Origin of the sequence: Psychrobacter sp. UBA3483 (assembly GCF_002377905.1) — a bacterium.
Taxonomy (GTDB): domain Bacteria; phylum Pseudomonadota; class Gammaproteobacteria; order Pseudomonadales; family Moraxellaceae; genus Psychrobacter.
Genome location: NZ_DFQS01000050.1, coordinates 77,384 through 89,736, shown reverse-complemented (window position 1 = coordinate 89,736; position 12,353 = coordinate 77,384). Strand labels below are relative to the sequence as shown.

The 12,353-nt window shown below is 44.1% G+C and carries 11 protein-coding genes; 9 read left to right on the top strand and 2 right to left on the bottom strand.

Annotated elements, in window-relative coordinates; translation table 11 throughout:
• Positions 1-125 precede the first annotated feature (125 nt).
• From B2866_RS09340 to B2866_RS09315, 6 genes are all read left to right on the top strand, one after another.
• A complete protein-coding gene (locus B2866_RS09340) occupies positions 126-1,637 on the top strand; it encodes a hypothetical protein (protein ID WP_296193249.1) in 1,512 nt (503 codons plus the stop codon).
• Positions 1,638-1,828: 191 nt separating this feature from the next.
• Entirely contained in the window at positions 1,829-2,065 is a 237-nt protein-coding gene (locus B2866_RS09335) for a PA3496 family putative envelope integrity protein (RefSeq protein WP_068403618.1), read from the top strand.
• A 348-nt stretch (positions 2,066-2,413) separates the two neighbouring features.
• Positions 2,414-2,971, top strand: a complete 558-nt coding sequence (locus B2866_RS09330; protein ID WP_198328712.1) for a UPF0149 family protein — start codon at positions 2,414-2,416, stop codon at positions 2,969-2,971.
• 97 nt (positions 2,972-3,068) lie between these two features.
• On the top strand, positions 3,069-3,533 hold the full coding sequence (locus B2866_RS09325) for a YbjQ family protein (RefSeq protein ID WP_409520842.1): 465 nt from the start codon (positions 3,069-3,071) through the stop codon (positions 3,531-3,533).
• A gap of 48 nt (positions 3,534-3,581) precedes the next feature.
• A complete protein-coding gene (locus tag B2866_RS09320) occupies positions 3,582-4,070 on the top strand; it encodes a YbjQ family protein (RefSeq protein WP_296193237.1) in 489 nt (162 codons plus the stop codon).
• A gap of 378 nt (positions 4,071-4,448) precedes the next feature.
• Positions 4,449-5,372 (top strand): bile acid:sodium symporter family protein, encoded by a 924-nt coding sequence (locus B2866_RS09315; RefSeq protein ID WP_296193234.1) that lies wholly within the window; start codon positions 4,449-4,451, stop codon positions 5,370-5,372.
• Positions 5,373-5,512: 140 nt separating this feature from the next.
• On the opposite strand, the gene B2866_RS09310 is transcribed toward B2866_RS09315, so the two are convergent.
• The gene (locus B2866_RS09310; protein WP_296193231.1) at positions 5,513-6,664 is read right to left on the bottom strand and encodes a formate/nitrite transporter family protein; all 1,152 of its coding nucleotides are present in this window, start codon (positions 6,662-6,664) and stop codon (positions 5,513-5,515) included.
• 242 nt (positions 6,665-6,906) lie between these two features.
• Between B2866_RS09310 and B2866_RS09305 the strand changes: the two genes are divergently transcribed.
• The 3 genes from B2866_RS09305 to cspE all read left to right on the top strand — a co-directional run bounded on the left by B2866_RS09305 (position 6,907) and on the right by cspE (position 11,013).
• Complete coding sequence (locus B2866_RS09305) at positions 6,907-9,864, top strand: valine--tRNA ligase (protein ID WP_296193228.1); 2,958 nt, start codon at positions 6,907-6,909, stop codon at positions 9,862-9,864.
• Positions 9,865-10,093: 229 nt separating this feature from the next.
• A complete protein-coding gene (locus B2866_RS09300; protein WP_296193225.1) occupies positions 10,094-10,516 on the top strand; it encodes a YbaN family protein in 423 nt (140 codons plus the stop codon).
• 287 nt (positions 10,517-10,803) lie between these two features.
• Positions 10,804-11,013 carry a transcription antiterminator/RNA stability regulator CspE gene (gene cspE, locus B2866_RS09295; RefSeq protein ID WP_068403593.1) on the top strand — a complete coding sequence of 70 codons (210 nt, stop codon included), beginning with the start codon at positions 10,804-10,806 and terminating at the stop codon, positions 11,011-11,013.
• A gap of 203 nt (positions 11,014-11,216) precedes the next feature.
• Here the strand turns inward: cspE and B2866_RS09290 are convergent, their stop codons facing one another.
• On the bottom strand, positions 11,217-12,299 hold the full coding sequence (locus tag B2866_RS09290; protein WP_296193222.1) for a YeiH family protein: 1,083 nt from the start codon (positions 12,297-12,299) through the stop codon (positions 11,217-11,219).
• Positions 12,300-12,353 lie beyond the last annotated feature (54 nt).

Below are 12,353 nucleotides of genomic sequence, written 5' to 3'. Positions count from 1 at the left end.
TGGCGGCGCTAGCACATTAAGCAAAGAAGAAAAGATAGACAAATTAAAAGCTGCATATACTTCGTAGAAAATGAGCCTTGGCCTCGTTTTTTTACTTCCATTTATCCAAAAAAGTTTACCATATCATGACGTATTTAGCGCCGCGGCAAGGGTTGTTTGCCATTATTCTTCTGGTTAGTTTTTGTTTGCAGACCCTATTATTGGTCATCAGTACCGATCAGCAGCTGAGCAATAGCCGTGCCCAAAAGGGCGAGCAAATGGTCGCTCAGCTCATCGATGAAGCGCGCTTATCTTTAGAAAACAAAGACCGCGTCAGCCTCAGCGTCATAGCCAATCGCTATACCAGCGAGCAGGACGTCACGCGCATTTTGATTAAAGACAATAATGGTGACATCTTGGTGCCAGTCGGTAATGCACCGATGCAGCAAGGCGACACCATTAGCCAAATCGCGACCAAAGGCGACGCGGTCATCGGTAGTGTGGCCTTGACCCTCAAAGACATTAGTAAGGGCGAGATTATCGCCATGCAGTGGCCGTTTGTGATTGGCTCAATGCTGCTGCATTTATTACTATGGCTGATTTATGGTTATATTGCACGCCCAACCAAAGAGCAAATCAATGCCCTAAGCCGCGATATTCAAGATTTACATCGCGAGCAGTACAGACAGATCGATCAGCGCGAATTTGCGCGCGGTTATGAACGCAACCTTGAGCGTGGCGATGACACAGAAGGTGTGTCAACAGAATCCACTAGTGCAGCCGATGCCACGGCGACTGCTGTCAGCCGCAATCCAAATACTGATAAATTGGATCTACCGCGTAAACTGGATATTCATAGTGCAGTCAATCAATACGTCAGAGGACAGCAAGGTCAAAATCCTGAGCTTGATGCGACTCATAACACAACTGAGCACGATATCAGTAACGATGACACGGGCAACCTGCAAGACGAAGTGACCGCTGCCAATGCAAATAATGATGATAACCATAAGTCTAACGGTTCTAATGGTATAGCTCGGCTGTCTGCCAACCGTCCATTTGATAGTGTCAGCGTCCAGATTGTCTTTCACGATGAGTTCAATATGCTCGAGCGCTTAGCGCCGTCGCAGCGTCTGCCTTATTTGGCATTATGTACGCAGTTATTGAACCAAGCCGTGACCGAATTACTCAAGCAACCATTATTGCTTGGAGTCAGCGCGATTAATGAGCCAAACTTTGACGAAAGCGGCGCTTATGTGATGCTGAAGGCAGATAATAGCCACGCCAAAGTGGCCTTGGCAGGGGTGATGCTCGCTAAGCTGTATTTAATGCTGAATAAAATCATCCACGACAAGCATATCGAGCTGTCTAGATTTGCTTTACCGGCGAAAGCGGGTGTCAGTGACAATGCGCAAGTTGAGGCGATGAGTCATTTATTAGAGAGCGTCGGTAAAAAAGAGCAAATGCTTATTTTGTTACCAAATGCAGGCATTAAACAAATCAATCATCATGTGCAGCTCCAAAGTGTCATGCGCCCAACCACCGTTTATGAGCGCGAATGTGCGATATTCGATGGCGGTAACGATGCCATGATTCAGCGTCTGGCTGATGTACGTAATGCGGTATTGATGATTGAAGAGACAGAAGCGCAGGGGTAAGTTTACCACTTTAAACGTCATTGAATCTCTACAATTGCCTGCACGATAATGACTTGGGCGCTTATTGGCTTTGTGCATAACGTTGCCGTAATGATAAAAAGGATTGACAACGCAGGGGAGAGACTTTATAAGGCATATATATATATTTATGTATTTTTAATACCTTTGCCGAAAAATGATAGGAGTTGGTCATGAGTGACGCTGATATTGATGACGATTTTGATGATGATTTTGTCGATGATGACGACGCCAAGATGGTGGAAGAGGCTGAAACCAGTGTGCGCACGCGTTTAAGCAGCCTTGAAAAACGCCGTTTGATTGATAACTTACTAGAAGAAAAACGTCTAGAAAAAGAGCTCAAAGACGATCTTGATGACATTGATAATTTCGATGAAGATGGCGATGATTGGGATGATGACGATATTTAATTCGTTATTCTGGTTTTAAGGTTACCGCTTGATCATCAGGCGAAGTTGGTATAATGGCTGCTTGTTAGCCGAAAGTTGTTAACTGATTACACAGATGAGCAATCATCATGTTAAGTATATTGTGCTAAGCTGATTGTCAGGTATTTTTAATAATATTAAATTGTTAAAAATTATGCTGTAATCAGCTCTTTTTTAATCCGCCTGTTGGATAAAAGCGTTTGCGCTATTTATATAACTTGCAACCGCGTTCGTGTTTTTGTCTCTTTATCCTAAGATTTCCCACTGTTTTTATGTTGCCATACTCATGTATGGCGTACGCCGTAATCTAGCCGCCAAGGACTCCATGCTATGAATAACCCACTCAGTTTCGATGAACTATTAGACTATTTGGACAATGATGAGAGCCAGTTCGTGCTGGATAGTGTTGCCACCCACGGTTTTTTAACGGCTACTATTATCGGACGTCCATTGCCAAATTGGCTAGATGCGCTATTTGAAGGTCACGTCAGTGACATTCCTGCAAATGTGATTGACGGTATTCAGCGCTGGCGCGACTCAATTATGGCTGAACTAAAAAACGAGACGCCGATTGAGCTACCTTTTGGTGAAGATGCCGGTAATGAGGAAGTGGCGGTCGATTTTTCAGAAGAGTCCGATATCGTTGCCTGGTCGATTGGTTTTGTCGATGCGATGTATGGCGATGAAGCCAGCGATTGGTTTGAAGATGAAGAAACGGCAGAAGATGTGGCGGTCTTAACCTTACCAATGATTGTGCTAAGCGGCATCGATGATGAGGATCCTGAGCTTGCCGAAATGCGCGCTGATGAAGATAAAATGGCGCAAATGGCCAATAGCATCGAAGGCAATTTGACCGAACTGTTTTTATTGTTTCATACCAATGACTAGGATGGTTTTTTTCAAAAATATTAATTGTTTATTATTCAGTGAAACCATACATATTCATTGAACCCCTATAAGTCACCGATAAGGCTGTAGCATGACTGTGCAACTTTCTAACCTTGAGCACTTACCTAACTATCAGATTACCGAGCGCTTAGATGTCGTCTACGGCAGTACCGTACGTTCAAAGCATGTGGGCAAAGACTTATTTGCTGGGCTAAAAAATATCGTTGGTGGTGAGCTGACGGCCTATACTGAGCTGTTAGAAGAATCACGCCAAGAAGCCATCGATCGTATGGTCATCAAAGCAGAGGCTTTGGGTGCTGATGCTGTGGTAGGTTTACGGTTTTCGACTTCGAGCATTGCCCAAGGCGCTTCTGAGCTGTTTGTCTATGGCACAGCGGTTAAAGCGGTTCCCATGCCGCAGCAGTCCATTTTTACGCCGTCATCTCATCAACCGCCGAGCAATCCTTCTGGTCCTACGGATGTGCAAAGTCATAACCAAGCTGTGCCGCAACAACCAGCTGCCGCCGATGATGATTTGCCACGTTTCAATCCTTTTGGTTAATTAATCAGCAAAAAAAGCAGCAACGCTTTTTGACGCTCGAGATGGTTCATGAATAATTCTCTCACCCAAATGCTCATCAACTACGCGCCGCTGCTGGTACTGTTTGTGGTCGGTTGGTTCTTTGGCTCACGGCATGAGCGTCAGCACTTAGCACATTTAAAAGTTGCTGAAAAAGAGCTTGGGCATATTATCGTCTCGACTGAGCGTTTTTATGTACCTAAGCTTGCGCCTCATACTGGGGGTGAGTTGGTCTTGGGCAGCGTGGTGATTGCGCAAGATTATTTTAAAATGGTCATTGCTCGCGTTTTAAGTATCTTTGGCAAAAACCTAACCACTTATGAAACCTTGCTCGATCGCGCGCGCCGTGAAGCCGCAGTACGTATGCGCAGCCAAGCGCAGGCGAAAGGCTATAATCATATCTATGGCGTGCGTTTTGAAGTCAGTAACATCAATCAATTGGGCAGCATGGTCGAAGCCATTGCTTATGGTACCGCCGTCCATAGTCGTGAGAATTCTGATAACGCCGCGACACCTTAGACATCATTTAACCGTAACTCTTTAGAATTTTCTGCCAAACCTTTTCTATTTCTACTCTATCCCCACATTTTGCACTTGACTGATGAGTCGTTGAATAAAGCAAATATATATGACATTTGCGCTATATACTCGCTGTATTGTTTGCTGGTTTTAAAGCTTGCTCATTTATAGTCTGCTAACTTTTAGCGATAATCAACCAGTGATGCCATAAGCTTTTTGATAAAAACTATAGCAGTAATAGTATAAAAACGTGTGATGTTGGTTAATGTTAGGCGTTGACCGCTACTCACCAGTCTTAGCAAGGAATGCTAAGCAGTAGTTGTCACCTAATCATGGCAAGTTGATCTAGTAGTAGGTCACATTTACAGGGATGTTAGTATGGAAAGTTTGGCGCTAGTTACTTTAGTAAACTCAGTTATTATTCCTATTTGCTTGTTTTTAATTATGATGGGCATGGGCTTGACTCTTGTCACCAATGATTTTAAACGAGTGCTAAAATACCCCAAAGCCGTCGGTATTGGCTTGACCAATCAGTTGATACTGCTGCCAATTATTGGCTTTGCTTTAGCCAATATCATGCCATTACGCCCAGAGTATGCCGTTGGCGTTATGCTGCTCGTGTTATGCCCGGGCGGTACCACCTCAAACTTATTTACCTATTTGGCCAAAGGCGATGTGGCACTGTCGGTGACGATGACCGCGATTGCCAGCGTTATCACCGTTTTGACCATTCCGATTGTACTGAGCTTTTCATTGATTTATTTTATGGGCAGCGGTAGTACGTTTGAATTGCCAGTATTAAAAACGGTGCTCACTTTGGTGTTGCTAACGATTGTGCCTATTAGTATCGGCATGCTGATTAAGCGTTATGCGCCAAACGTCGCCGATCGCTCACAAGTCTATGTGTCTCGCTTTGGCGTGCTGTTTTTAACATTTTTAGTGCTGTTTTTGGGCTATGTGCAACGCGATATCATCGTCGACGCCTTTATCGCGACCGGTCCTGTGTCGATAATATTGAACCTTTCAACCATGGCGCTTGGTTATTATAGTAGCAAATGGTTCGGTCTAAATTTGGCGCAAAGAACGTCAATCACGCTAGAAGTCGGCCTCCAAAACAGTACTTTGTCGATATTTATGGCGTTGACGTTATTGTCGAACTACGATATGTCGATGATGCCAGCCATCTATACCTTGGTAATGTTCTTGACGGCAGGGATTTTGGTACGCATATTTAGCGCGCGGCATCATAAACTGAGAAAGTCTGAAATAGAAAGCAGTGTGTTAGCCGCGCGCATGCTTTAACGCTAATGATTTAGACAGACGTTAAGCTTTTGTATCATTCGTTCATAAAATCCCACAACAGGTTTAAATGCTTAAAATCTGTTATGGGACAGGGGCGTTGCGTTTAAAAAGACGCGTTAAAACGGTATAACAGATTATTTTTAATAAGGACGGCGAGTGTTTATACGGCTGTTTATATTATTTTCTTCATCTGCTTTATCTTTGGCGGTTTCTTCTTTTGCTTTGGCAATATCAAATAAGAATGTTCGATTTTTCAGTACCGCGACAAACACTACACCCCCAACGGTATTGCCCACCAATATCACTGCTAAAAATAGCAAATAGCGCCCCAAGCTGACAGTATTGCCATAAAGCAAAGCAGAAAATATCTCAATATTACCGACGATACTATGATGCAAACCTAAAAAGCCAATACTGCCGGTAATCAACGTCACTAAAACAATACGGCTAAGGGTGTCGCGTGCTGAGGTCACAAGCCATGCAGTGACGCCCATCATCCAGCCTGCCAAGATGGCACTGCCAAATATCACCCACCATCTAAACCCTAAGATATGCTCGGCATAGACATCAATGTCGCTGACGCTAAACAGCTGCATATTTAACCCCAAACCTATCATCAAAGCGGCAAATAAACAGCCACCAACGACGTTACCGGCGATGACAATGCCCCAAAGGCGTAACAATTTGTGTAAGGGTTCGATTTTGTTGAGAACAGGCAGGCTCAACAGTGAGGTTTGTTCAGTAAATAAAAGCGACTGACCGATGACAACAACGATAAAGCCAATCGGATAAAGTAGGGAAGCGAGGACGATGGCGTAATGGCTTGGGACCACACCACTCAAAAGCGCAAAAGCTGATAAAATCATAAAGAAGCTGATACCAATCTCAAGCCCTGCAGTAAAAGCACTGGTAAATAACGAGCCAAGCGAACGCTCAAAAGTTTCTCTGGCATCCATCACCTGCTCAACCAAGATACTGGCATAGCTTTTGGCTTGGCTGAAATTGTCATCGTTGGCTACTTTTTTGATGGTTTCTTTGTCTTCTTCGCTAATATCCTCAGAGAAATCTTCGTCCTCTAAGTTCTCTGTAGTATCGGAGTCGTTCTGTGCGTTAGCATTGCCGTCTGCTTTATCTTCAACGCTGTTTCTTTTTACTTCAGCACTATCACCTTGAGCATTGTCTTTATAACAAGTGCCATCATCTATAGAGCGTACATCCTCTCCTTTTTCAGCTTTAGAGTGACTGTTATTGCTACTTCTATTGTTATCGTTGTGCGCGGTATCTTTGGACACGGTCGGCTCGCTGTTTATCTGATGATAATTTAGGTTTCTCTTTATTCTATCGTATGCACAGCGTTTATTGTGTTGGGTGTTCAGCCGATTACTGTTGTAAATCCGCCATTGAAGACTGATAAATGTCCTTAGCATCTAACAAAATCTGCCTATCTGCGTTAAAATCACTCTATTAATCATTTTTCCTATTTTTCGATAACTTTGTTTGACCACTTTCATTTTTAATAAAAGACCATTCTATTATGAGTACTTCTAATACCCCTGATAATACCAAAACCAACCTGACCCAATCGATTCAGGCGGCCTTAAGCCAATTAGAGAACGCCTATAATCCAAGCGATGTCGAAGCAGGCATGTATCAAGGTTGGGAAGAAAACGGTTATTTTAAGCCAAGCTTTGATAAAGACGAGTCGTTTTCTATCGCCTTGCCGCCACCGAACGTCACCGGTTCACTACATATGGGTCACGGCTTTAACAATGCCATCATGGATGCACTAACGCGTTATCACCGTATGGATGGTGACAACACACTGTGGCAACCGGGTACTGATCATGCAGGCATTGCCACCCAAATGGTGGTTGAGCGTCGTTTGGAAGCGCAAGGTTTGAAACGCCGTGATATGACGCGTGAAGATTTCATCGATAAGGTGTGGGAGTGGAAAGAAGAGTCGGGTGACAATATTACCCGCCAGATTCGCCGCCTTGGCAGCTCGGTTGATTGGTCGCGTGAGCGCTTTACCATGGATGATGGCTTGTCTAATGCGGTAAAAGAAGTGTTCGTACGCCTATTCGATGATGGCTTGATTTATCGTGGTAAGCGCTTGGTCAACTGGGATCCTAAGTTCCAAACGGCGCTATCAGATTTAGAAGTAGAAAACGTCGACGAAAAAGGCAGCCTATGGCATTTCCGCTATCATTTTACTGATAAAGATTTGACGACTCAAGACGGCAAAAATTACTTAGTTGTAGCGACCACGCGCCCTGAAACCTTGCTGGGCGATACCGCCGTTGCCGTCAATCCAAAGGACGAGCGTTACGCGCATTTGATTGGCAAAACCATTACCTTGCCGATTACTGGTCGCATTGTGCCTATCGTTGCCGATGATTATGTTGATATCGAATTTGGTACCGGCTGTGTGAAAATCACCCCAGCCCATGACTTTAATGACTATGAACTCGGTCGTCGTCATAACTTGCCATTGATTAATATCCTTGATGAACGCGCCAATATCTTACCTGCGATGGAGGTGTACGTCGATTTGCAAACGCGTGAGCCAACGCTAGAAACGACGCCAAGTGAATATGCTGGACTTGAGCGTTTTGCGGCGCGTAAATTCCTTGTTGAGCAAGCGGACGAGCAAGGTTGGCTAGAAGATATCGAAGACTACGCGCTCAAAGCCCCACGTGCTGAGCGTGGCGGCACCATTGTTGAGCCATGGTTGACCGATCAATGGTATGTAGCGGTGAGTAAGCTTGCTAAGCCTGCGATTGATGCCGTAGAAGATGGTCGTATTGAGTTCGTCCCTGCGCAATATAAAAATATGTATATGTCGTGGATGACCGACTTGCAGGACTGGTGTATCAGCCGTCAGCTATGGTGGGGACATCGTATCCCTGCGTGGTATGACGACGCGACAGGTGAGATTTATGTTGCCCGTGATGAAGCGGAAGTGCGCACTAAATACAATCTAAGCGACGACGTCAAATTGCGCCAAGACGATGATGTGCTTGATACCTGGTTTAGCTCGGGCCTTTGGACATTTAGTACGCTTGACTGGGCAGACCCGAACGCTGATCCGCGCGTCCTTAAAACCTTTCACCCGACCAGCGTATTGGTCACTGGATTTGACATTATCTTCTTTTGGGTCGCGCGCATGATCATGCTGACCATGCACTTCGTCAAAAACGAAGATGGCACGCCGCAAGTACCGTTTAAAACCGTTTATGTGCACGGTTTGGTACGTGATGGTAACGGTCAGAAGATGTCCAAATCAAAAGGTAACGTCTTAGATCCTATCGACCTTATTGATGGTATTGATCTGGAAGCACTGGTGGAAAAACGCACCAGCAATATGATGAACCCAAAAGACGCCGCGAAAATTGAGAAGCAAACCCGTAAAGAGTTCCCAGAAGGTATCCCAGCCTACGGTACTGATGCGCTGCGCTTTACCTTTACCTCGCTTGCCAGTACCGGTCGCGATATCAACTTTGATCTAAAACGTGTCGAAGGCTATCGTAACTTCTGTAATAAAATCTGGAACGCCAGCCGCTTTGTACTGATGAACTGTGTCGATAAAGAAGGCAATGCGCAAACGATTGACCAAAGCGCCAACGCGGATGTTTGGGAATTACCAGAAAAATGGATCATGAGTCGTCTAAACTCGACGATTAGCAATATCCATCAGCATTTTGCCCAGTATCGCCTCGATATGGTCAGCCATGATATTTATGAGTTTATCTGGAATGAGTACTGTGACTGGTATGTTGAGCTTGCCAAAGCCAGCCTCAATGATGACTCGGTGACAGAGGAGCGTAAAGCGCAAATCCGCTATGTGCTGCTGCATGTGCTAGAGACGGCGCTACGCTTTAGTCATCCAATCATGCCGTATCTGACTGAGCAAATCTGGCAGACGGTTGCACCGCTACTGGGTCGTAAGAATACCGACAGCATCGTCGTTGCTGACTATCCACAAACCGATACTGCCCAAATCAGTGAGCAAACTGAGGCAGATATGGCGTGGCTACAAGAGCTAATCGCTAGCGTGCGTAATATTCGCGGCGAGATGAAACTGGGTAATGCGGTACGTCTGCCAGTGCTCCTACAAAATATCTCTAGCGACGAAGATGCGCGTCTATCACGTATCAAAAACCAGTTCAAAGCGCTTGCCAAAGTTGAGAGCTTAGAGATACTGAAAGAAGGTGATGAAGTGCCATTGTCGTCATCAAGTATGGTCGGTCAGCTACGCGTGCTTGTGCCAATGAAAGGGCTAATTGACCCAACCGCTGAGCTGGCACGTTTGGGCAAGTCATATGATAAGTTGAAAGGTCAAGCCGAAGGTATCGCCCGCAAGCTTAGTAATGAAGGCTTTGTCAGTAAAGCACCAGTCGAAGTGGTTGAGGCTGAGAAGGCGAAACTGGCTGAGCTAGAAGGGCAGCTTAAAACGATGACAGCGCAGATGGAAGAGTTAAAAGCGTTGTAGTATTTAACTAATCTTATATATGAGAAAGCCACCTGATTAGGTGGCTTTCTTATTATAATGCGTGAATAAACTGCATTTTAATATAATAAGAAGTATGTCAATTAACTTACCCAACCCCTAACTAAACATACCTACTTATAGCAAAAACCTCGTAAAAATAACCTTGCACCGTTTTGAGTACTATAGCATGCTTAAACCATAACAAATCTAAGCCAATGACATTAATTATATGAGCGAAAATAAAAAAGCATTTTACTACCGACCAAAGACCAATCAGCATAATAGCCCCGCGGTGCGTTGGGCATTTTTGATATTTGGTTGGGTGTTTTTTGTACTGGGGATTATTGGCGCATTATTGCCAGTCATGCCGACAGCCCCTTTTATATTACTGGCAGCAGGTTGCTGGGCACGTAGCTCACGACGTTTTCATTTTTGGCTCATTAATCACAAGTATTTTGGTAAGTTTGTTCGTGATTGGGAAGAGCGCCGCGCCGTACCGCTGTATGCCAAGTGGTTGGCGACGATTATGATGTCTATATCTACGGCGATGTTATTTTATCGCTTGCCAGCCGATACGCTATGGGTAGCATGGCTCGTTGCAGCTGTATGTAGTAGCGTCGCAATATATTTATTCCGTTTGCCAAATGCCTAAACATATAGAATAAATGCTTAAAATCTTTGCCAAATACCTAAAAATAAAGCAAATAAGGTCAAAAAATAGCCAATAATTGCGCTTTGTTACACTAAAGATAAGATAAGGCTTGCCATACTGCGCTAGGCCACCTATAATGCTTGCAAGCTTAAGAGCAGTTCTGCACCAAATCATTACCTCGTAGTATTAGTTATAATCCTTCGTTTTAATATTTATCGTTCAGTAGCTATTTGCAAGCGTTACCGGCCAATTAGGCCAAAAATAAATTAAATATCAGGGTTATGACTATGTCAGACGTTCAAAAAGGTACAGTTAAGTGGTTCAACGAAGCTAAAGGCTTTGGTTTCATCGCTCCAGAAAACGGCGCAGACGTTTTTGCTCATTACAGCGAAATCACTGGTTCAGGTTTTAAAACTTTGGCTGAAGGCCAAGAAGTTGAGTTCACTGTAACTCAAGGCCAAAAAGGCCCACAAGCACATAACATCGTTGCTATCTAATTTGTCTTTATAGACAACTAGAGCAAGATGAATAAAGAAACGAGCCTTAGGGTTCGTTTTTTTTCGTCTAAATTTTAATGGCACTTATTTGATACCAATAAATAAAATGTCTCTACCATGCAAAAGCCTACGAACTATATCAGTTGTAGGCTTTTTTAATATTGCTTTAGGTTATGTTGATCGTTTGATAGCCGTTGATTTATTTAAAGAGAGCTAATACCAATATTGATCAAACCGCCACCGACGATCAGCCAAGTAAACATAATCGCACCAAGTATCAGCGGTTTTATGCCAGCTTGTTTAATAGCGCTCATATGAGTGGTCAAACCAAGAGCAAACATCGCCATGGTAAGTAGCACATCATCAAGCATGACCATACTCTGCTCAAAGTTTGCTGTCATCGGCACCCACGTATGCAGCAACACGACTAAAATAAAAAGAAAGGCAAACCAAGGTACTTTAACCTGTTGCACGCGACTTATAAATGACGGCTTTTCGTCATTGTCGTTGCTGGTCTTGGTTAAGGCAAACGATAAAATCAATAAAAAAGGTGCTAGCATCATCACTCGTATCATTTTTGTGACGACTGCGGTATTGCCAACCTCGGTGTTAATGGCATTACCGGCGACCACTACTTGCGCTACTTCATGAATGGTCGAACCAGTATAAATGCCGTATTGCTGGGCGTTTAACCAAGGTTGTAGCCAGCCAAGCTGATATAAAAACGGATAGAGCAGCATGGCAATTGTGCCAAATACGACTACCGTGGCAACGGCAATGGTGACCTTATGCGCTTCGGCTTTGACCACAGGTTCGGCGGCAATCACCGCTGCCGCACCGCAAATACTGGCACCTGAGCCAATCAATAAAGTGGTTTGCTTATCGATCTTTAGCCATTTGGTGCCAAGCCAATAGGTGATTAAAAATGTCGAGGTCAGCACCAATGCATCTGTCATAACGGCTGGCATACCAACGCTTGCGACTTGGGTTAAGGTTAGCTTAAAGCCATAAAATATAATGGCTAGGCGCAGTATTTGACCTTTAGCAAAACCAACACCCGCACTTAATTGATCAGAAAAATTTGGATAAATCGTATTGCCAAGTACCATGCCAAGTAAAATTGCTAGCGTCAACGATGACAGACCAACAATGCGTCCATTTGACCATGTGTTTAGGCTGACATTTAACCACAAACAAAACAAGCTCCCAATCAGCACGACGATAAGTCCCATCGCATGACGATTATGCGGGAAGTAATTATTCATGGTTTGTGCCACTGCGTTCATATCGTACGCATCCTATTTTTTATCTTCTATAATCGAAATAAGCATAAGCTTATG

Coding starts and splice junctions, on each gene's coding strand:
- B2866_RS09315 (WP_296193234.1), top strand. CDS start 4,449: ATGGAAAGTTTGGCGCTAGTTACTTTAGTAAACTCAGTTATTATTCCT.
- B2866_RS09290 (WP_296193222.1), bottom strand. CDS start 12,299: ATGAACGCAGTGGCACAAACCATGAATAATTACTTCCCGCATAATCGT.
- B2866_RS09330 (WP_198328712.1), top strand. CDS start 2,414: ATGAATAACCCACTCAGTTTCGATGAACTATTAGACTATTTGGACAAT.
- B2866_RS09340 (WP_296193249.1), top strand. CDS start 126: ATGACGTATTTAGCGCCGCGGCAAGGGTTGTTTGCCATTATTCTTCTG.
- B2866_RS09320 (WP_296193237.1), top strand. CDS start 3,582: ATGAATAATTCTCTCACCCAAATGCTCATCAACTACGCGCCGCTGCTG.
- B2866_RS09300 (WP_296193225.1), top strand. CDS start 10,094: ATGAGCGAAAATAAAAAAGCATTTTACTACCGACCAAAGACCAATCAG.
- cspE (WP_068403593.1), top strand. CDS start 10,804: ATGTCAGACGTTCAAAAAGGTACAGTTAAGTGGTTCAACGAAGCTAAA.
- B2866_RS09305 (WP_296193228.1), top strand. CDS start 6,907: ATGAGTACTTCTAATACCCCTGATAATACCAAAACCAACCTGACCCAA.
- B2866_RS09335 (WP_068403618.1), top strand. CDS start 1,829: ATGAGTGACGCTGATATTGATGACGATTTTGATGATGATTTTGTCGAT.